Here is a 19,497-nt window from a genome sequence, read left to right on the forward strand (position 1 = left end):
CCTTTTCCTTGATTTGAGGAGTCGCCCCATGGCGCTGGATACGAATGTACCGCTGAACTCGCTTGGCTTTGCCAAACCGCCGTCCGAAACGCGGGTGGTTGTGGCCATGTCTGGCGGCGTCGACAGCTCTGTTGTTGCAGCGTATCTCGCCGATCAGGGCTATGATGTCGTCGGTGTGACGCTGCAGCTTTATGACCATGGGGCCGCACTGGCGAAAAAGGGGGCCTGTTGTGCCGGGATCGATATTCATGATGCCCGCCGCGTCGCAGAGGAGCGCGGCTTCCCGCATTATGTCCTCGATTATGAGAACATTTTTAAGGATGCTGTTATCGATGAATTTGCCGACAGCTATCTTGCCGGGGCAACGCCGGTACCCTGCATTCGATGCAATGAGAGGGTAAAGTTCAAGGACCTTCTGGAAACCGCAAAGGATCTGGAGGCCGACTGCATGGCCACCGGCCACTACATCCAGCGCAAGATGGGCCCCAACGGGCCAGAGCTGCATTGCGCCGAGGATGCAAACCGTGACCAGAGCTATTTCCTTTTCTCAACAACGCCCGAGCAGTTGGAGTTCTTGCGGTTTCCGCTAGGACACCTGCCGTCCAAGGACGCAACGCGGGACATGGCAGCCCAATACGGGCTAGCAGTGGCGGACAAGCCCGACAGCCAGGACATCTGCTTTGTGCCCAACGGCGATTACGCAAGCGTGATCGAAAAACTGCGCCCGGGCGCAGCCGATCCAGGCGAGATCGTGCACGCGGATGGCCGCGTTCTGGGCCAGCACACCGGCGTGATCCATTACACCATCGGCCAACGGCGCGGCCTGGGCATTGGCGGGCTCAGCGAACCTCTTTATGTCGTGCGCCTCGACGTTGAAAAGAAACAGGTGGTTGTCGGCCCCAAGGAGATGCTCGCAACGCGAACCATTCCGGTGCGCGAAATTAACTGGCTGGGCGATTCGCCCTTCACCAGCCAGAAGGAATGGCATGTCTCGGTGAAGGTGCGTTCGACCCGCCCCCCACGAGAGGCAATTATTCGTCCCTTGTCGGAGAACATGGCAGAAGTGGAATTGCTGACGCCCGAGGAAGGTGTCTCGCCTGGTCAGGCCTGCGTTTTTTATGACACGAACAGCAGCCGGATTTTTGGCGGCGGCTGGATCTGGCGTGGTTACTGAAGCCGCGCCAATACCGCTCGGGCAGCGCGCAGACCGGGCGCTTCGCCCCCTTCGCCCAATCGCTCCATCGTCAGCGCCATCGCTGCTGCCTGCGCCTCGGGTTTGGCACGCACATCAGCCAAAGCACTGGCAATGCGGGACGGGGTGCAGTCAGGGCCAAGGCACTCTGGCACGACGCGGGTATCGCTGACCAGATTGACCAATGTCACCGTGTCAATCAGCGCCATACGCTTCATGATCTGCCAGGTCAGCCACTGGAACTTGTAGGCAATTACCATTGGTGTGCGCGCGGCCGCCAGTTCGAGCGAGACCGTGCCAGACGCCGCAAGCGCCAGACTGGCCGCGGAAAAGGCTGCGCGTTTGCGGGCCTCGGCATGCGCAGGCTGCAGCCCTGTTGGATCCAGCAGGATGGTGTCTTTGGGCCATGTCGCGACCTGCTCACGCACAAGGTCGGTGACGGCTCCAGCCGTGGGCACAACAATCCGATACTCGGGGTGCGCGCTGACAAAATCGGTCAAAGCCGCCCCAAACACCGGAGCAAGGCGCGACACCTCCGAGCGGCGCGACCCCGGCAAAGCAAGCACCACCGGCGCATCCCCAATACCGAGGTCTGCACGCAGCTTTGATGTCTCCTCGGGTGTCGCATGTGGTTCACCCACGACAGGGTGCCCCACAAAATCACACTCCATGCCCGCAGCCTCCATATAAGGAGGCTCAAACGGAAGCAGGGCGAGAACATGGTCAATGCATGTCGCCATCTTCTGCGCGCGCCCCGGCCGCCAAGCCCAGACCGACGGCGCAACATAGTGCACCGTGCGGATCGCGCTATGCTCCTTGACCAGACGGGCAACCCGTAAAGAGAAATCCGGGCTGTCGATGGTGATCAGCACATCGGGCTGCATCGCAAGAATGGCATCGGCGGTTTCGTGGATGCGGCGTTTCAAATGTCGGTACTTCGGCAGCACCTCGGCAAGGCCCATCACCGAAAGCTCGGACATGGGAAAGCGGGACGACAGCCCCTGAGCGGTCATCAGCGAACCGCCGACCCCTTCGAACGTGACACCGGGGTCGAGGCTCTTGAGGCCCTCCATCAGGGCTGCGCCCAGCCGATCGCCAGAAGGCTCACCCGCCAGAATAAAGACCCTGAGGCTCATGCCCCGTCCCGCAACCACAGAAAAAGGCCCAGATCATCACAGGCGGCGATCACCGCGTCCTGATCCAGAACGATCACGCCGCCCGCCTCTAGAACTATACCGGACAGCCCTGCGGCCGCAGCCTTCCTGACCGTTGATGGCCCGATTGTCGGCAGGTCAGCACGGCGATCCTGTCCAAGCTTGGGAGCCTTGACCATTACACCACCCTGCCCGTCCGGGCGGCGGATCAGTGTTTCCAGCATCCAGTCCGTGCCATAGATCGTTTCGATCGCGATCGCCTGCTGCGCGCGCACTGCGCAGGACTGACCGATATCGGCGGCGCTCATGGCCGCAACGACTTGGGCGCCGCGCGCGGCATCGGCCTTGTCCAACTCACCGGGCTTCACCCGCGTTGGCACACCTGGCGCCATCAAAAGATCCGGGGCAACCTCATGCGCGGCGCGCACGGTGAAACCGGCAGCCTCGATCAAGTGCATGACAGCGCGCAGGGCCCCATCATCGCCCGAGGTCAGGGCGCCTTGAAGCACCGGCACCATGGGCAGGGTCGCCGCATCAATAGCCGACGGATCAATCGTCGGGCGCCTCACAGCTCCGGCAAGACAAATCTCTGACACCCCAGCAGATTTCAGCCGTTCAAGAAAACTGCCAAACTGTTCCAGCCTAAAGGTGAGCTCTGCATCCAGCGCATCCGGTTCGGAACCCATCATCGCGCAGACCAAGGGGCGCTCTGGCAGGCGTTGGCAGATTTCTGCAGGCAAGGCCCCCTGCCCCGCGATCAATGCAATCATGGATCAGCCTCCCGGTGTCAGGAAGGACCGGTCACTGGCCCCGGTAATAAACGCAACAATCTCTTCCACATAGGCGCTGTCAGTTTCCTCGCCCAAGCGTCGGGCGCGTTCCTGAAATGGACCTTCTCCCTGCGCCAGCATCTGAAAGGCCGCGCGCAGCGCGGTGATGTCAGCGCGCGCAACCCCCCGCCGCTTGAGACCGACAAGATTGAGGCCATCCAATTCTCCACGCGGAGCCTGCACCAGGCCGTAGGGGATGACATCATTGGTGACCATGGTGACAGCCCCGATAATGGCGCCGCGCCCGATCCGCACCCATTGATGAATGCCGGAAAGGCCACCGATGATCACATCATCCTCAAGAATGCAGTGGCCCGCCACCGCGGCAGAGTTCACCACGATCACCCGGTCCCCGATCTGAGCGTCATGGGCAATATGACAACCAGCCATGAACAGGCCGTCATCGCCGATGCGTGTCACACCGCCGCCGCCTTCGGTTCCGGCATTGACCGTCACATGCTCACGGATGCGGTTGCGCTTGCCGATAATCGTGCGGCTCTTTTCGCCCTTGAACTTCAGATCCTGCGGAATTTCGCCAATAACGGCGAAGGAAAAGATAGTTGTGTCTTCTCCGACCTCTGTATCCCCTGTGACAACGACATGAGACTTCAGCACCACCCGGTCCGCCAGGGTCACCCCGGCGCCGACAACGCAGAACGGCCCGATTTCGCAGTCAGTGCCAATCGTGGCGCCGTCTTCAATCACTGCGGAAGGATGGATCACGCTCATCCGGATCAGTCCTTTTGAAGATCGACCATTGCCGAGAATTCGGCTTCGGCAGCGGTTTCGCCTTCGACCGTGGCAACACCCTTGAACTTGAAGATCTTGCCACCTTTCTTGCCGCGCAGTGTTTCGACATTCATCTCGAGCACGTCACCGGGGATCACCTTGCGGCGGAATTTACACTTGTCGATGTTCATGAAGTAGATCAGCAGATCAGTGTCCACCATGTCCATGCCAACGCCTAGCATAACGCCTGCAGTCTGCGCCATGGCTTCAACAATGGTCACCCCGGGCATGATCGGCGTTCCGGGAAAATGCCCTTGGAAATGCGGCTCGTTCATGGTGACATTCTTGATGCCGCGCGCCGACGCATAGCCATCGATATCAACCACTTTATCAACCAGCAAGAACGGGTAGCGGTGCGGCAAAATCCGCTGGATCAAGTGAATATCAGCGCTTTTGAGATCGGCTGTCATGGCATATGTCCCGTTTGTTGTGCATTGCGCGTCCCTAGCAACCTTGGCATCGCTGGGCAAGCGCGGGGCTGAGCTGTCAGGGTTCGTTTGTGGGATCGCCCGCTTGCGATCCGTCCCCGAGAACAGCATCGATTCTCGTGATTGCAAGTTCTGTCACATCTGCCGCCTCAGAGCTTAGGAATACAGAAGAGTGGTCCAGAATGGCTCCTGCACCACTGTCGCGCAGTATCCCCTGAAGGACGGGCAGAGAGGCGACAAAGAACTCTCGCCGGGCCGCTTCACCCATCTCGCTTATTTCGCGAAGCTTGCGATCCTGTTCACGGCGGGTTTCCTGCACCTTTTCGTCAAAGGCATCTGCCAGGGCCCGAAATGCTTCCGCCTCCATTTCTCCTCGGCGCCGAGTCAGGTCCTTTTCCTCGGCGCGCAACTCCGCCTCGATACGGCGATTCTCGGCCGTCAGTACGGCGCCTTCGGCTTCCAGTTCCCGGGCAACCCGCTGACCAAAAGCGCTTTCGGAAAACAACCGTTCAGGCTGAATGGTCAGAATGCCGCTAAGCGGCACCCCGATCTGCCCTCCCTGTATCCGAAGCGGATCAAAAGGCGCACCGAGTACAGGCTGATTGCTTTGAGCGAAGGCCTGCGGATGCGGAAGGAGCACTGCCAAAGCGGCTGCGAACCCATAGACCACGAATATGTGCACCCTATGCCTCATATCCCCTCACGGAAACCAAGATAGAACGAGGCCCTGCTCCTGTCGCGCGCCTCGCCTTTCCAACCCTGCACCCGGCTCAGAACCTTGCCTGCAAAGTCAGATCGAAGCTTTGCTCCTTGTCAAAGTCTTCCTTCTTGATCGCATTAGAGAAGTTGAAGCGCAAAGGTCCAAACGCGGTGGTCCAAAGCACGGACACACCAATCACATGCCGGAAGGACCCATTGCGCCCCTGAATGTTGCCGCCAGCTGCGGCAGTATTCACATTCTGCAAGCCCCAGAGGTTCCCGACATCGTAGAACAGGCCACCGCGCAGGCCCAGTTCTTCGGGCAAGCCGAGTGGGAATTCAGCATCAAAGCGGGCCACTGCGTAGATGTTGCCACCAAGGAAGTCATCATAGGACCCGCCAACGCCCGCCGGACGCGGAGATGTATCCCGCGGGCCGATACCACCCGGCTCGAAACCGCGCATGATGCTGGGAGACAGGACAAAGCGGTCGATTGACCGGCTGTTGTCGTTGCCCATCCAATGCAAAGAGCCGGTCTCAAGAGTTGCCCGCAGCGTGACTTCTTCATTCAAGATCTGGCGCTGCGCGACGACCTTCGCCGTGGAACGCAGGTACTCATTGTCTCCACCCAGCCCTGCATAATCCGCACTTACCTGAACCGTGAAGCCACGATTGGGATCAAGGCCAGTCAGACGGCTGTCGTAGGTATAGGTCAGACCGATCGAGCTTGTGGACCTTTCCCCCTGAGCAATCTCGCTTTGAATAACCGGACCGGCAACGGGGTATGTCACACCAGAGGCCGTGGCGTCGTCCCGCTTGATCATTTCACTTTTTGACCACTCATAGCGCACCTGCAGCGTCGTATCTTCGCGCAGGTTGAACGTTAAGGCCGGACGGAAGAACGCACGGGACGTGTCGTATTCCGCGAAGCTGGAATCGGTTTCCGAAACACCAAGATCCAAATCGAACGTCAGGTCGCGCCCCAGAAGGTGTGGTTCGGTAAAGCCCAGGACATATTCTTCGGATTCCTGCGCTGTCGCGATAGAGAAGGACAGGCGCTGACCGCGGCCAAGGAAGTTGTTCTCCGTCAGACCGATATTGATACCAAAGCCATCGTTGACCGAGTAGGCACCACCAAGACTAAGAGAGCCAGTCGGTTGTTCCTCGACATCGACATCCACGATGACCTGATCCTGGGCGCTGCCTTCGCGCACCTCAACATCAGAGGTCGCAAAGAAGCCCAACGCACGGATGCGCTCACCTGCTTCCCGGATTTCGCGCGGGTTAAAGGGGTCGCCCTCCACGGTTCTGAACTTCTGACGGATCACACGATCCAGGGTCGTCGTATTACCCTCGATATCGATTCTTTCAACGAACACGCGGGGGCCGCGGACCAGTGCGAACTCGACATCAAGCGTCAGATCACGATCATTTCTCGTAACGCGCGGCTCCACACGAAGGAAGTCCACCCCCTGGCGCACAGCAAGTGTTTCCAGCTTTTCGACTGCACGCTCCACATGAAGTGGCGAGTAGACGACACCGGGTTTAACCTCCAGCGCTGAGAAATAAAGATCCGCGTCTGCCTCGGCGATCTCGCTGGTCACGGAGACCTCACCGAATGTGAATTGCTGGCCTTCAGTAACGTCAACGACCAGATACACCGCATCTCGTTCCCGAGTGACCTCGGCGTTTGTGCTGTTCACCCGGAAGTCGACATACCCGCGCGACAGGTAGAAGTCTCGCAGCACCTGCCTGTCGAACTGCAGACGATCCTCGATCAGCGTATCCTTGTTGATAAAGGCCCGCAGAAGCCCGGCCTGCTTGGTCTCAAGAACACGGCGAAGTCTGCGATCGGAATAGACGGTGTTGCCAACAAAGGAGACACGCTCCACCTCGATTGTGTCGCCCTCGACGATTTCAAAGACAAGGTCCACACGATTGTCGCTGCGACGGATAATGCGCGGCGTCACGCGAGAGGCCAGACGCCCTTGGGCTCCATAGGCCGCCGCGATCGTTTCGGCATCCCGTTCGGCCTGCGCGGCGCTGAAGACGCGGCGCGGAGTGGATTCGATCAGTTCGGCAAGCTTGTCATCCTTGATCCGACGGTTGCCTTCGAAATTGATCCGGCTGATGGTCGGGAACTCAGTGACCTTGATAATCAGCGTGTTGCCGCTGGGAACCAGCTCAACGGTTTCGAACACGCCGCTGGCAAGGATGCGCTGATAAGCATCATTCAGTTGCCCCGCGCTAACGGCTTTGCCGCGTTCAAGCCCGGCGTAGGACACGATCGTGTTGGATTGAATGCGCTGATTGCCTTCGACCTGAACCGCATTGAAGCGATAGCTCTGGGCGTTCGCAGCCAGTGGTGTAAATGCAAATCCAAGAGCAACCGCCAAAACGGCTGCAGATGCGCTTCTATACAAAATATTGGTGCGTTTTTCACGCAGAACGCAGGATGTACCCGCGAAATTCCCCCGAACCATCAGTCTAAACCCGATTTTTTTAGCAGCTTTTAATCGTGCTATCGGGTTTAAACTCCGTTGTCAAAACCAAGAACGCAATGGCTGAAACTTAGATGCTCGACCGCGCACCGGAAGAAGAGGCAGCCCATTCCCTTCCCCTGTGCGAAAACGCTACTGTTCCTCAGAGGGGAGCTAGAAAATCGAGGCCAGCCATGCACCCGTGCTCAAACTGACAAAAACGGCCAGAACGGCCAGCATTCGGTCCCAGTTGATACGCATCAACAGACCCAGACCTCGATCCATGTTTGCCAAACGATCCAATTGACCCTCCAATTCTCAGCCAGAGCACAGAAGGGGTAGGCCACTGCCGACAGCGCACACCTACCCACGCGCTGCAAGCTTAGGTCGGGAATATGGCCACAGTTTGGCAGTGCCGCTGCATCACCACACTGCTTACTGAAAATTTAACAGAAAATGTCGTTCCCCAAGGCAAAGAGCATCAAGGACAGAATGACAGCAATTCCCAGTGTCATCAGGATGCGCATCACCGCGTCACTGGGCGGGCGGCCAGATACTGCCTCATAGGCATAGAACACAAGGTGCCCCCCATCCAGCGCCGGCACGGGGAAAAGGTTCAGAAGGCCCACCGCCGTCGACAGGACAGCGATGAAGCGAATAAAGCTGTCGAGCCCCTGACTGGCCATCGCCCCGGAAGTTTCGGCAATGCCGATCGGACCGGACAGATTGCAGGTGCTGATGGCACCGGTAATCATATGTGTCAGTCCAGAGATCGACATATCGATCACAGCCCAGACCTGAGCCACGCCAGCGCTGATCGATTCGCCAAGGCCCGCTGCCTCGGTCGCAGGCTCAAAAGCCTGGCCGCCGATAACCCCAATACGCCAATGAGTCGCAAAGCTTCCATCGGCCTGCGGTTCATCCGTACGACGCGGTGCAAGCGTCAGATCGAGAACAGCTCCATCGCGCCAGATCTTCAATGCAAGCGCGCGCCCATCGGCATCTTCCACAGCAGACTTCAGCTGGTCGAAAGCAAAGATCTCCTGGCCGTCTACTGCAGTGATGACATCGCCCGGCTCAAGCCCGGCATCCGCGGCAGCGCTGCGCGGCGCAACACCGCGCACGTAAGGCGGCGACAGGAAGGGGCCGTCCACGCTGACTATGGCCCCGTCACGACGCACTTCATATTGCATCGGCTGCACCATGGGCAGAGCATCGCGGAAGGTAGTCCATTCTGTCCCGTTGCTCTCTTGCGGAACGGCCACGCCTTCGACCGAGACCAACTCGTCCCCCGCGCGAAGACCGGTTTCCACGCCCGGAAGAGGCAACAGTTCCCCAACGGTTAAGGGCTCACGCACGTTGCCTTGCGTCAGGGCCAAAGCCGAGAAAATGATCGCGGACATCACGAAATTGAACACGGGTCCCGCTGCAACAGTTGCACTGCGCGCCCACAAAGGCGCCCCATGCATCGTCTTGCGCAGACGGGACGGATCTTGCGCCGCAGCTTCCATAGCCTCCGCATCCTTGCCCGAAGCCGCGTCCGCATCGCCAAGGAATTTGACATAGCCGCCAAACGGCAAAAGGGCGATCTGCCAGCGCGTGCCCCGTTTATCGACACGGCTCCAGATCACAGGACCAAAACCGAGCGAGAACACCTCCGGATGAATGCCGGACCAGCGCCCGACAATGTAGTGACCGTACTCATGAACGGCCACGATCACCGAGAGCGCCACGACGAAACTGGCAATCACGTAGAGAAAACCGCCAAACTGCGGGAGAAGAGATACGATATCCAAGTTCTTACCTTATTGACGTTCTGCTGCGGCGCGTGCTGCCTCTTGCCGAGCGAGATGGTCCGTTTCGGTGACGTTATCAAGGGTCATTGCGGAATCAATGAGGCCAGATTGTGCCTCCATCCGTTCAAGAACGGTCGCGGTGATGTCCGCCATGTCGGTAAAACCGATCCGCCCTTCGATAAACAGATCCAGCGCCCGTTCCTTGGCGCCATTGAAAGCGGCCCCCATAAGCCCACCGCGCTCCATCACGTCGAAGGCCTGCGTGAGTGCGGGGTAACGCGCCGGGTCCGGCTTGCGGAAGTTGAGCTGGCCAATATCCGCAAGATCAAGGCGATCCACCGGCAGATCCTTGCGATCAGGCCAATGCAGCGCATAGCCGATGGCATGACGCATATCTGGTGCGCCCAGATGGGCCATCAGCGCACCATCCTTGAAACCAACGAGCGCATGCACCAGCGACTCCGGGTGGACCAAAACCTCGATCTGATCAGGAGTGACGCCGAAGAACTCTTTTACCTCAATCACTTCAAGGGCCTTGTTGAACATGGATGCACTGTCGATCGTGATCCGTTGCCCCATGTCCCAGTTTGGATGAGAAGAGGCCTCTTCCAATGAAGCCCGTTCCAGATCTTCAATCGGCCAATCGCGGAAAGCCCCGCCTGACGCGGTAATGATAATCCGCTCTACCGCAGCGATTTCTTCGCCGACAAGCCCTTGAAAAATGGCCGAATGCTCACTGTCTACAGGCAACAGGCGGGCGCCATGCTTGAGCGCAGTCCGCATCAGCAACTCGCCTGCGCAAACCAACGACTCCTTGTTAGCAAGAGCCAGTGTGGCGCCTTGCTCCAAAGCCTTAAGCCCCGGCGCCAGACCAGCAGCCCCCACGATGGCGGACATCACCCAGTCGGCGGGGCGGGCCGCCGCCTCGATCAGGGCTTCCTGGCCTGCTGCCGCTTCGACCTCACTGCCCTCAAGGGCCGCGCGCAGATCCTCAAGCTTGTCATCATAGGCAGTGACGGCCACGTCGGCCTTCAGCGCAACGGCGTCCTTGGCAAGTTGTGCGATGTTCGCCCCGCCGGTCAGGGCCACCACGTCATAGGCACGCGAATTTCTGCGGATCAGATCGATGGTATTCTGACCAATGGAGCCGGTGGCCCCGAAGATTGAGATCTTGCGCATCATCCTGCCTTTCAAGGCTATCAGAAAAACATCACGAAAATCAGGAAGGCGGCGGCTGCGCCAAGCATCCCGTCAAACCGGTCCAAAAGCCCGCCATGACCGGGAATGAGCGCGCTCGAGTCCTTGACACCCATGCGTCGCTTCAGGGCACTTTCGGCGATATCCCCGGCCTGACTGGCCATGGAGATCACCACAGACAGAGGCACCGCCCAAAGCCCAAGGCCCGAGGGTTCGGCAAAGGCCAGCCCCACACCGGCCGCCGCAAGCCAGCCGGCTGAGCTGCCGGACCAGGTTTTCTTGGGGCTGATACGCGGCCAAAGCTTTGGCCCGCCGATGATTTTTCCTGCAAAATACCCCGCAACATCGGTGACGACGACGACACCAATCAGCCACAAAAGCCACAGCACGCCCATTTCATTTCGCAGCCAGACAAAGGCAAAGCCTGCGCAGACGATCCATAGCCCGAACAGACCGAACCTGACTCTAGAAGCAGTCGGCATCTGAAAGATTCCAGCCATGACAGGCGCGACCAGCAGCGACATACCCCAAGTTGCCGGCAACAAAGTGGACCCAAGAACGGCCGCAGCGGTCATACCGCCCAGCTGCAGCGCCTGCCCCTTTTGCGCTGGAGCCACCATTCGCACCAATTCCCAGACCATGCCCCCGCAGGCCGCAGCGATCAGAAGGGCGAACCAGATTCCGCCAAGCCAGATCTCCAGCGAGCCAACCACAACCATCACGACCGCCGAGAGGATCCGCGGTATCAGATCGGACCAGCGCCCCGCACTCATGTCTTGACCGCTCCAAATCGGCGATCCCGCGCACCATAATCACGGCACAGCCTGCCCAGTTCCTCAGCCGAGAAATCCGGCCAGAGCGTGTCGATGAACTCGTACTCCGCATAGGCGGACTGCCACAGCAAAAAGTTCGATATCCGCGCTTCGCCGCTGGTCCGGATCACCAGATCCGGATCAGGCAAAACGTGTGTATCCAGGTACTTAGGCAGGGTTTCTTCATCCACATCCTCGGGACAAAGCTTTCCAGCAGCCACATCCTGCGCCAAGCGTTTGGTGGCCCGAGCCACCTCGTCGCGCCCACCATAGTTCAGCGCGATCGTCAGATGGGTGCCGTCATTGCCCTGGGTTTCGATCTCAAGCTGATCCATCAACTGGATCAGCTTTGCATCAAGCCGTACCCGGTCCCCGATGAAACGCACGCGCACATTCTTGGCAGCAAGGGCTTTCATCTCTTTCGAGATATACCTGCGAAACAGGCTCATCAGGCCAGCGACCTCAACCTGTGTTCGCTTCCAGTTCTCTGTCGAGAAGGCAAAGATTGTCAGATACTTGATGCCAAGCGATTGGCAGCATTCGACGATCTCACGCACGCGTTTGGCGCCGGCATGGTGACCGAACAGTCGCGGACGCCCACGGGATTGCGCCCAGCGTCCGTTGCCATCCATGATGATGGCAACATGGCATGGCCCCTGCGGGATGCCTGATTGCGGGGCGTCTGTCCGCAGCGCCGTGTCGGTCTGTTGGGACATGGCCGGAGATCAGACCTGCATGATTTCAGCTTGCTTCGTCTCCAGTGCTTCGTCGACTGCCTTGATCATCTTGTCGGTCAGGTCCTGCACCTCGCTTTCCCAGAACTTTTGATCGTCCTCGGACATGCCATCGGCCTTTGCTTTCTTGATCTGGTCCATGCCGTCGCGGCGCACGTTGCGCACCGAGACACGGGCATGTTCGGCATATTGGCCGGCCACCTTGCTCAACTCGCGGCGGCGTTCCTCATTCAGCTCGGGGATCGGCAGCATGATGATGGTGCCGTTGAGCTGCGGGTTGATGCCAAGGCCGGATTCGCGGATCGCCTTTTCCACCTTACCGACGAGGGACTTATCCCAGACATTGATGGTCACCATGCGCGGCTCGGGCACGTTGACGGTGCCGACCTGGTTGATCGGTGTCATCGATCCATAGGCATCAACCATCACCGGGTCCAGCATCGAGGCCGAGCCACGCCCGGTACGCAAGGATGCAAACTCCGACCGCAGGTTGGCCATTGCGCCGTCCATGCGGCGTTTCAGATCGTCGGTATCCAGTTCAAATTCATCAGACATTCTGCTCTCTCCCCTGACTTGAGGCGGTCTTTACACCGCTCATAAGCGATTGGCGCAAGATTGTATAGCAATGTTGCGCAGGTTTGGTGGCCTTGGACGCGCGTCGCCCTTTCTGGTTTCCGGCTGGCTGTCAGAGCTTTTGGCCACCTAGCCGGCCTTGGGATAGTGACACAGCGGAGGTCGCCCGTCGCTTACATGCGCGCCTTCATACCACCCAGCAGCTCGCACAATCATTTCGTATTCAAAAAAGAGCCAAGCATTCTTGTTGTCATCGTCGATTTCCCACTGCGCATGCAAACTCTCGGTCCCGTTTCCCCCGCATTTTGCGTTTTCAAACAGGTAGCGCATGAACCAATCGAAGTACTTTTTCTTGACGGAGAAACCTTCCCGCACATCCCTCGCCGCCGGAAGGGCCGCGCAATCTTCATTGTGAATAACGGTGAATCCAGGCGGTGCGCGCAGCGGCGTGTTTTCAAAGAAGGCAAGCTGACCGGAAACAAGGCCAGAGCCGAGAAGCTTCAGATGCGCGTAACCAGCATCCTCGGCAGACATCCCCGGAATAGCTTCCAGCGCCTTTATGGCGTCGTTGAGATAGCAGCCCTGTTGCGCGCCATCGCCTTCGGGGTCTTCGACCGCGATATATGGCGCAAAGACAGCATCGCCGATACTGAAGTCCGATTGGATAATCGGCAGCTTCATTTCGCACAGGCTGCGATCCAGAACCACACAGGCGCCTTCCTGTTTGGCCTGCCCATCGTCCAGCGCATCCTGTGCAAGGCGGTTCAGCGCATCCTGCGAAAATCCGCGTGCCGTGGCTTTTTCGATCACCGCTGGCCCGATGGTGCAGCCTTCATGCTGCAGAAAGGAGATCAGCTCTGCCTCCCCGGCTGCTGCGGCACCCGGGAAAGAGAACGCCAACACAATGGCGAAGAGGCGTTTCATCATCCGACCTTGGTGTAGGTGCCCTCGCCCGCCAGGATGCCCCGGAACCCGCCCGGCTCGTCCAGGGAGAAGACGATGATGGGCAGGCTATTGTCGCGCGCCAGCGCAATCGCCGAGGCATCCATCACGCCCAGGCGTTTGGCCAGCACATCATCATAGCTCACGGTGTCATAGCGCTTGGCATCATCAAATTTGACCGGGTCCTTGTCATAGACGCCATCCACCTTGGTACCCTTGAAAATCGCTTCGCAGCCCATTTCATTAGCCCGCAGTGTCGCCGCCGTATCGGTGGTGAAATAAGGGTTGCCGGTGCCTGCGGCGAAGATGCAGACCCGCTTCTTCTCAAGGTGGCGCACCGCGCGGCGGCGGATGTAGGGCTCGCAGACCTGATCCATCGGAATGGCCGAGATCACCCGTGTGTAAACCCCCAACCCTTCGAGTGCGGCCTGCATGCCGAGGGCGTTCATCACCGTGGCCAGCATCCCCATATAGTCCGCTGTGGTGCGCTCCATCCCCTGCGCGGCGCCGGACAGGCCGCGGAAGATATTGCCACCGCCGATGACCATGCAGATCTCGACGCCCATATCATGCACCGATTTCACTTCCTGCGCAACACGCTGAACGGTCGGCGGGTGCAGGCCAAACCCCTGATCCCCCATCAGGGCTTCACCCGAGATTTTCAGCATCACACGTTTATAGGCGGCGGCCGATGAGGCGGCCGGTGTATCGATTTCTTGGGGCATGTTGCGCTCCGGAATATGACGGGGTTACTTTGCGCCGCAAAATGGAGCAAATCGCAGCCGGGATCAATGCAGGCCGGACGCCTTTTATGTCCCAATTCAGCCAAATTCTGTTACTTACAGGTCCGCATAGAAATGACACTTCCAGACATCGATCCGGACAAACCGGTGCTGATCGCCGGTCCAACCGCCTCCGGCAAATCGGCATTTGCGCTCCAGATCGCCGAAACCCAGGGCGGCGTGATCGTCAACGCCGATGCCAGCCAGGTCTACGACTGTTGGCGCGTGGTCACGGCCCGCCCCTCGGTCGAAGAAGAAGCCCGCGCACCGCATCGCCTCTATGGCCATATCCGCTTTGACGAAACCTATTCGGCCGGTCACTGGCTGCGAGAGGTTCTTCCCCTCCTCAATGGTTCTGAGCGCCCCATAATTGTCGGCGGAACCGGTCTCTATTTCAGCGCCCTGACCGAAGGCATGGCCGATATTCCAGCAACGCCTCCAGAGGTGCGCGCAAAAGGAGATCGCCTATCGCACCAGGATCTGCTCACTCAGCTGGATGCGGAAACCGCATCGCGCATAGACGTCAAGAACCGTGCACGCGTCCAGCGCGCCTGGGAGGTTCTGACCGCCACCGGGCGCCCACTGGCAGACTGGCAGGATGCCACCCCGGCGCCTGCGTTGCCACTCTCTAATAGCACTGCATTTGTCATAAGCAGTTCGAAAGAGTGGCTTGAGGCCCGCATCCGAAAGCGTTTCCGTAAAATGATCGAAGCCGGCGCCCTTGATGAGATAGAGGCCATGCGAGACCTCTATGATCCGGCGCTGCCCTCTTGCAAGGCAATCGGCGTTCCTGAGCTTATGCGCTATGTCGCCGGGCAAACTACCCTGGAAGAGGCCGAAGAAGCCGCTGCAATCTCAACCCGCCAGTTCGCCAAAAGACAACGCACCTGGTTTCGGGCCAGAATGAAAGCCTGGCATGAAATTCTGCCAGAACGCGACGTTTAGGTTCTAACTCTCGAAAACCTCGCCTTAGGGCGTATTGCAAGGTATCTGCACGCCTCAAGGCAGAGCGTGTGCTTGCAAGAATCATATTTTCGTGGACACTCATATTCAATTTTACGGAATATGATGACCACTCATGCCATTTGACCCGAAACCAACCGAAGATCTGTGCGTTCTGCCGCTTTCGCGTTTTACGCCTGGCGGTCCCTGGCAGACAGAACTTGCGCATGACCGAAAGGAACATGTCCTGATCTGGATCACGCGCGGACAGGGCCGCTGTCTGATGGATGGACACCAAAAAGGGTTTGGAACGCACAACGCTCTTTTTTTTCCCGCAGGCCATCTTTGGTCGGCAGAATTCGGACGACAGTGTTTGGGCCAGGTTCTCGTAGTACCCGCCAGCGCACCGGTGTCCATGCCCGATGCGCCGCTTCACCTCAAAGTCCAGGACATTCGAGAGCAGGCCCGGCTGAACAGCCTGCTTGAAGAAATCGCAAATGAGCAAAGCACCCACCCTGCCCTATGGCGACGTGCAATACAGTCCTATTCGGATCTGGTCAGCGTTCATCTGCGCAGGCAGATCCCGTCCGGACCTCTGCCTCCGCCCAAACCAAGTGCAGCGCGGCGCTTGTCCCAGGCGTATTGCCAACGCGTTGTCGAATGTTTCGACCAACAGGCCAACATGGCCGATCACGCTGCAGCCTTGCGGGTCACGCCAACACACCTGACACGCGTCTGCAAAGCCGAAACCGGCAAAACCGCAGCAACGCTCCTTACAGAGCGGCAGCTATATGCCGCTCGCAGCCTTCTCATTTCCAGCGATTTGCCAATGCGAGATATTGCCTCGCTTCTCGGATTTGGCAGCGCCGCCTACTTCACCCGCTTCATCACACAGCACACAGGTGAAACACCCAGCAGCCTGCGCAAGAAAGCCCGGCTTAGCGCGGTTGCGCTTTAAGCGCGCCGCTTCCGGCGCAGGCTACAGAGGTGATTCCCCAGACAAACCTTGAGATCGGCCATGACGGCCGACCACTAGGCACATATGCCCAGTTCCGACCGCAGCCATAGGATCATTTTGACACACAATTCAAAACCGACGTTCAAAAGGTCGCTTTTGACACCCGATCTGCCGAAACTATGCATTGACGTGCAGCGGCTAATCAGGCCGAATGGGCTGGTGAGACGGCGAAAAAACAACCAAAGCACCTATGAGGCCAGCTATTCGGCCCTATATCGCCACACGACACGGGGCGCTAAAGACCCTGCCGGTGCACTAGGGAGATCCACATGAAGATTAGAACCACCACAGCAACGCCGATCCATTGGGCGGCTAAAATGCATGCTGAGGAAGTCAAACAGGGCAAGCTGGACCGACGCGAGTTTCTGGCCCGCTCGACCGCGTTGGGCGTCAGCGCTGCGGCTGCCTACGGGCTGATCGGTATGTCCGCCCCAGCGCAAGCCGCGGCGCATGCGCAAAAGGGCGGCACCCTGCGCATGCAGATGGAAGTGCGCGCGCTGAAGGATCCGCGCACCTTTGACTGGACCCAGATCGCGACCTTCACTGCTGGCTGGCTGGAGTATCTTGTTGAGTACAACAGCGACGGCTCTTTCGGCCCGATGCTGCTGGAAAGCTGGAGCGCAAATGACGATGCCACTGAATACACGCTTAACGTTCGCAAGGGCGTGAAGTGGAACAACGGCGATGACTTCACTGCCGAAGATGTGGCGCGAAACATCACTGGCTGGTGCGACAGCTCGGTCGAGGGCAACTCCATGGCAGCCCGCATGGGTTCGCTGATTGACGCGGAAACCGGCAAGGCCGCCGAGGGTGCGATCACCGTGGTGGACAGCCACACCGTGAAGCTGAAAGCCAACACCCCTGACATCACCATCATCCCCGGCATGGCAGACTATCCGGCAGCGATCACCCACGCAAGCTTTGATGCCGCAACCATGCTGGAGAACCCGATCGGGACCGGCTACATGCTGCCCGAAAGCATGGAAGTAGGCGTCAAGGGCGTGCTGGTCCGCAACGAAGGTCACGACTGGTGGGGCTATGCCGCAGGCAAGGGCGGGCACCTGGACCGGATCGAGTTCATCGACTACGGCACCGACCCGGCCGCCTTCCTGGCCGCTTTCGAGGCGGAAGAGATCGACATGAACTGGGAATCGGTCGGTGAATACGTCGACATCTTCGACGGTATCGGCCTCACCCGGTCGGAAATTCCCTCGGGCTTTACCATTGTGATCCGCCCCAACCAGCAGGCCGAAGTGAACGGCATGAAGCCCTACGCCGACAAGCGTGTGCGCCAGGCGCTGGCCATGGCCGTGGACAACAATGTCTGCCTCGAACTGGGCATGTCGGGCTACGGGATCCCCGCCGACAACTGCCATGTTGGCCCGATGCATCCCGAGCATGACCCGAGCGTCACCCGTATCCCGTTTGATCCAGCCAAGGCCAAGGCTTTGATGGACGAAGCGGGCATGGGCGATTACGAGCACGAGCTACTGTCGATCGACGATGACTGGCGCCGCAACACCACCGATGCAGTGGCCGCTCAGCTGCGCGATGCCGGCATCAACGTCAAGCGAACCATTTTGCCGGGTTCCACCTTCTGGAACGACTGGGCGAAGTATCCGTTCTCCTCGACCAACTGGAACCACCGCCCGCTGGGCACCCAGGTTCTGGCACTGGCCTACCGGTCGGGCGAAGCCTGGAACGAAAGCGGGTTTGCCAATGCCGAATTCGACGCGCTTTTGGCCGAAGCCAACGCGATCGCCGATGCGGACAAGCGCCGCGAAGTGATGGCTAAGCTGCAGGCCATCATGATCGACGAAGGCGTCACTATCCAGCCCTACTGGCGCACGGCGATGCGTCACCACAGGGACAATCTGGTGGGTGTGGACAAGCATATCGCGGACCTGCCGCAGATCTACAAATGGGCGCTTAAGGCCTAAGCTTACCCTATCGGGCCGCGCTAGACAGGCGCGGCCCGTTTCTGCTGGACCCGAACCACAGCCAAAGACCGGGCGCAGCCGCGCCCTACCAAAAGCGCAGCGGCAAAGCACCGTGCGCATAGCCACCAACGGGGGCATTCATGGGACTGTTTATCCTCAGACGTGTCGGGGTCATGATCCTGACCGCTCTGTGTCTGACATTCGTCGTGTTCTTCATGACGAATCTTTATCCGAACCTTGAAAAACTCGCCAAAACGCAAGGCAACTTCCGCATGTCGGACGAGGCCGTCGCAAGCTGGCTCGAAAAGGGCGGCTACCTGCAATCGACGCCCAAGAAATACCTCGAATGGGTAGGCCTGGCGCCCTCCTATCAGCATGTGGCCGAGGACGGCACCATCACCGGGCGCTGCATCACACCGGGCATGGACCCCGCCGAGGCGCCACGGTTCTGCGGGATCCTGCAGGGCTACTGGGGCTATTCCACCGTTTTCAAGGATGAGGTCAGTTCCATCATCGCAACGCGCCTGTCTCTGACCGGGACGCTTATGTTCTGGGTGATGATCGTCATGGTGCCATCCGCGCTGATCCTTGGCGTTCTGGCGGGAATGAAGGAAGGCTCAGCCACGGACAGGACGCTCTCGACCTTTGCCATCACCACCACGGCGACACCTGAATATGTCTCTGGCGTCTTGTTCATCGCGATCTTTTCCTCATCTGCGGTGGGCCTCAAATGGTTCAAGGGCACCGCAACCAGCGCCATGGAAAGCCCGAATATCGAGAATTTCCTGCTGCCGGTACTGACAATCGCCCTTTACGGCATGGGCTATATCGCCCGGATGACCCGCGCCTCGATGACCGAGGTGATGACGGCGCAGTATATCCGAACCGCGCGCCTGAAAGGCGTGAGTTTTCCAAACATCGTCATGAAACACGCTCTACGCAACGCGCTGATCGCGCCCTTCACGGTGATCATGCTGCAGTTTCCCTGGCTTCTGAACGGCGTCGTGATCGTCGAGACCCTGTTCAATTACAAGGGCTTTGGCTGGACGCTGGTGCAGGCGGCGGGCAACAACGATATCGAACTCCTCCTGGGGGTTTCGGTCGTCTCCGTCCTCGTGGTGCTGATCACGCAGCTGATTTCCGACATCGGCTATGTGTACCTCAACCCGCGCATTCGCATTTCCTGAAG

At 59.1% G+C, this 19,497-nt stretch carries 18 protein-coding genes; 5 read left to right on the forward strand and 13 right to left on the reverse strand.

Annotated features, from left to right (window positions below; genetic code table 11):
- Window positions 1-28 precede the first annotated feature (28 nt).
- Complete coding sequence (mnmA, locus tag INS80_RS16815) at window positions 29-1,174, forward strand: tRNA 2-thiouridine(34) synthase MnmA (protein WP_192966727.1); 1,146 nt, start codon at window positions 29-31, stop codon at window positions 1,172-1,174.
- Here the strand turns inward: mnmA and lpxB are convergent.
- The 13 genes from lpxB to pyrH all read right to left on the reverse strand — a co-directional run bounded on the left by lpxB (window position 1,168) and on the right by pyrH (window position 14,351).
- Window positions 1,168-2,328 carry a lipid-A-disaccharide synthase gene (gene lpxB / locus INS80_RS16820; protein WP_192966728.1) on the reverse strand — a complete coding sequence of 387 codons (1,161 nt, stop codon included), beginning with the start codon at window positions 2,326-2,328 and terminating at the stop codon, window positions 1,168-1,170. The genes mnmA and lpxB overlap by 7 nt on opposite strands.
- Window positions 2,325-3,116, reverse strand: a complete 792-nt coding sequence (locus INS80_RS16825) for an LpxI family protein (protein WP_192966729.1) — start codon at window positions 3,114-3,116, stop codon at window positions 2,325-2,327. The genes lpxB and INS80_RS16825 overlap by 4 nt, the downstream gene beginning before the upstream one ends.
- Before the next feature lie 3 nt (window positions 3,117-3,119).
- Entirely contained in the window at window positions 3,120-3,905 is a 786-nt protein-coding gene (lpxA, locus tag INS80_RS16830) for an acyl-ACP--UDP-N-acetylglucosamine O-acyltransferase (protein ID WP_192966730.1), read from the reverse strand.
- Window positions 3,906-3,910: 5 nt separating this feature from the next.
- Window positions 3,911-4,375, reverse strand: a complete 465-nt coding sequence (fabZ, locus tag INS80_RS16835) for a 3-hydroxyacyl-ACP dehydratase FabZ (RefSeq protein WP_192966731.1) — start codon at window positions 4,373-4,375, stop codon at window positions 3,911-3,913.
- 76 nt (window positions 4,376-4,451) lie between these two features.
- Window positions 4,452-4,958, reverse strand: coding sequence for an OmpH/Skp family outer membrane protein (locus tag INS80_RS16840; RefSeq protein WP_369411445.1), 507 nt, complete (start codon window positions 4,956-4,958; stop codon window positions 4,452-4,454).
- A 205-nt stretch (window positions 4,959-5,163) separates the two neighbouring features.
- Window positions 5,164-7,575, reverse strand: a complete 2,412-nt coding sequence (gene bamA / locus INS80_RS16845; protein WP_192966733.1) for an outer membrane protein assembly factor BamA — start codon at window positions 7,573-7,575, stop codon at window positions 5,164-5,166.
- Window positions 7,576-8,018: 443 nt separating this feature from the next.
- The gene (gene rseP, locus INS80_RS16850; protein WP_192966734.1) at window positions 8,019-9,368 is read right to left on the reverse strand and encodes an RIP metalloprotease RseP; all 1,350 of its coding nucleotides are present in this window, start codon (window positions 9,366-9,368) and stop codon (window positions 8,019-8,021) included.
- 9 nt (window positions 9,369-9,377) lie between these two features.
- Window positions 9,378-10,547 (reverse strand): 1-deoxy-D-xylulose-5-phosphate reductoisomerase, encoded by a 1,170-nt coding sequence (gene dxr / locus INS80_RS16855; protein ID WP_192966735.1) that lies wholly within the window; start codon window positions 10,545-10,547, stop codon window positions 9,378-9,380.
- 20 nt (window positions 10,548-10,567) lie between these two features.
- Window positions 10,568-11,338 carry a phosphatidate cytidylyltransferase gene (locus tag INS80_RS16860; RefSeq protein ID WP_192966736.1) on the reverse strand — a complete coding sequence of 257 codons (771 nt, stop codon included), beginning with the start codon at window positions 11,336-11,338 and terminating at the stop codon, window positions 10,568-10,570.
- Window positions 11,335-12,093 carry an undecaprenyl pyrophosphate synthase gene (gene uppS, locus INS80_RS16865; protein ID WP_192966737.1) on the reverse strand — a complete coding sequence of 253 codons (759 nt, stop codon included), beginning with the start codon at window positions 12,091-12,093 and terminating at the stop codon, window positions 11,335-11,337. Before uppS ends, INS80_RS16860 begins: the two co-directional genes overlap by 4 nt.
- Before the next feature lie 9 nt (window positions 12,094-12,102).
- Window positions 12,103-12,666: a ribosome recycling factor gene (gene frr / locus INS80_RS16870; protein ID WP_192966738.1), complete on the reverse strand. Its 564-nt coding sequence runs from the start codon at window positions 12,664-12,666 to the stop codon at window positions 12,103-12,105.
- Window positions 12,667-12,813: 147 nt separating this feature from the next.
- Entirely contained in the window at window positions 12,814-13,608 is a 795-nt protein-coding gene (locus INS80_RS16875) for a hypothetical protein (protein ID WP_192966739.1), read from the reverse strand.
- Window positions 13,608-14,351 (reverse strand): UMP kinase, encoded by a 744-nt coding sequence (gene pyrH / locus INS80_RS16880; protein WP_192966740.1) that lies wholly within the window; start codon window positions 14,349-14,351, stop codon window positions 13,608-13,610. The genes INS80_RS16875 and pyrH overlap by 1 nt, the downstream gene beginning before the upstream one ends.
- 132 nt (window positions 14,352-14,483) lie before the next feature.
- Here pyrH and miaA point away from each other — a divergent pair, with 132 nt between their 5' ends.
- The 4 genes from miaA (at window position 14,484) to INS80_RS16900 (ending at window position 19,495) form a co-directional block, all read left to right on the forward strand.
- Window positions 14,484-15,353 carry a tRNA (adenosine(37)-N6)-dimethylallyltransferase MiaA gene (miaA, locus tag INS80_RS16885; protein ID WP_192966741.1) on the forward strand — a complete coding sequence of 290 codons (870 nt, stop codon included), beginning with the start codon at window positions 14,484-14,486 and terminating at the stop codon, window positions 15,351-15,353.
- Between the two features lie 412 nt (window positions 15,354-15,765).
- On the forward strand, window positions 15,766-16,308 hold the full coding sequence (locus INS80_RS16890) for a helix-turn-helix transcriptional regulator (protein ID WP_369411424.1): 543 nt from the start codon (window positions 15,766-15,768) through the stop codon (window positions 16,306-16,308).
- 329 nt (window positions 16,309-16,637) lie between these two features.
- The gene (locus tag INS80_RS16895; protein WP_192966743.1) at window positions 16,638-18,308 is read left to right on the forward strand and encodes an ABC transporter substrate-binding protein; all 1,671 of its coding nucleotides are present in this window, start codon (window positions 16,638-16,640) and stop codon (window positions 18,306-18,308) included.
- A 140-nt stretch (window positions 18,309-18,448) separates the two neighbouring features.
- Complete coding sequence (locus tag INS80_RS16900; RefSeq protein WP_192966744.1) at window positions 18,449-19,495, forward strand: ABC transporter permease; 1,047 nt, start codon at window positions 18,449-18,451, stop codon at window positions 19,493-19,495.
- Window positions 19,496-19,497: the final 2 nt, after the last annotated feature.

This window comes from Phycobacter azelaicus (genome assembly GCF_014884385.1).
GTDB lineage: Bacteria > Pseudomonadota > Alphaproteobacteria > Rhodobacterales > Rhodobacteraceae > Phycobacter > Phycobacter azelaicus.

Excerpts from the sequence above, each read along its gene's own strand:
- mnmA (WP_192966727.1), top strand. The coding sequence starts at position 29 with ATGGCGCTGGATACGAATGTACCGCTGAACTCGCTTGGCTTTGCCAAA.
- lpxB (WP_192966728.1), bottom strand. The coding sequence starts at position 2,328 with ATGAGCCTCAGGGTCTTTATTCTGGCGGGTGAGCCTTCTGGCGATCGG.
- INS80_RS16825 (WP_192966729.1), bottom strand. The coding sequence starts at position 3,116 with ATGATTGCATTGATCGCGGGGCAGGGGGCCTTGCCTGCAGAAATCTGC.
- lpxA (WP_192966730.1), bottom strand. The coding sequence starts at position 3,905 with ATGAGCGTGATCCATCCTTCCGCAGTGATTGAAGACGGCGCCACGATT.
- fabZ (WP_192966731.1), bottom strand. The coding sequence starts at position 4,375 with ATGACAGCCGATCTCAAAAGCGCTGATATTCACTTGATCCAGCGGATT.
- bamA (WP_192966733.1), bottom strand. The coding sequence starts at position 7,575 with ATGGTTCGGGGGAATTTCGCGGGTACATCCTGCGTTCTGCGTGAAAAA.
- dxr (WP_192966735.1), bottom strand. The coding sequence starts at position 10,547 with ATGCGCAAGATCTCAATCTTCGGGGCCACCGGCTCCATTGGTCAGAAT.
- INS80_RS16860 (WP_192966736.1), bottom strand. The coding sequence starts at position 11,338 with ATGAGTGCGGGGCGCTGGTCCGATCTGATACCGCGGATCCTCTCGGCG.
- uppS (WP_192966737.1), bottom strand. The coding sequence starts at position 12,093 with ATGTCCCAACAGACCGACACGGCGCTGCGGACAGACGCCCCGCAATCA.
- frr (WP_192966738.1), bottom strand. The coding sequence starts at position 12,666 with ATGTCTGATGAATTTGAACTGGATACCGACGATCTGAAACGCCGCATG.
- INS80_RS16875 (WP_192966739.1), bottom strand. The coding sequence starts at position 13,608 with ATGAAACGCCTCTTCGCCATTGTGTTGGCGTTCTCTTTCCCGGGTGCC.
- pyrH (WP_192966740.1), bottom strand. The coding sequence starts at position 14,351 with ATGCCCCAAGAAATCGATACACCGGCCGCCTCATCGGCCGCCGCCTAT.
- miaA (WP_192966741.1), top strand. The coding sequence starts at position 14,484 with ATGACACTTCCAGACATCGATCCGGACAAACCGGTGCTGATCGCCGGT.
- INS80_RS16890 (WP_369411424.1), top strand. The coding sequence starts at position 15,766 with ATGCCCGATGCGCCGCTTCACCTCAAAGTCCAGGACATTCGAGAGCAG.
- INS80_RS16895 (WP_192966743.1), top strand. The coding sequence starts at position 16,638 with ATGAAGATTAGAACCACCACAGCAACGCCGATCCATTGGGCGGCTAAA.
- INS80_RS16900 (WP_192966744.1), top strand. The coding sequence starts at position 18,449 with ATGGGACTGTTTATCCTCAGACGTGTCGGGGTCATGATCCTGACCGCT.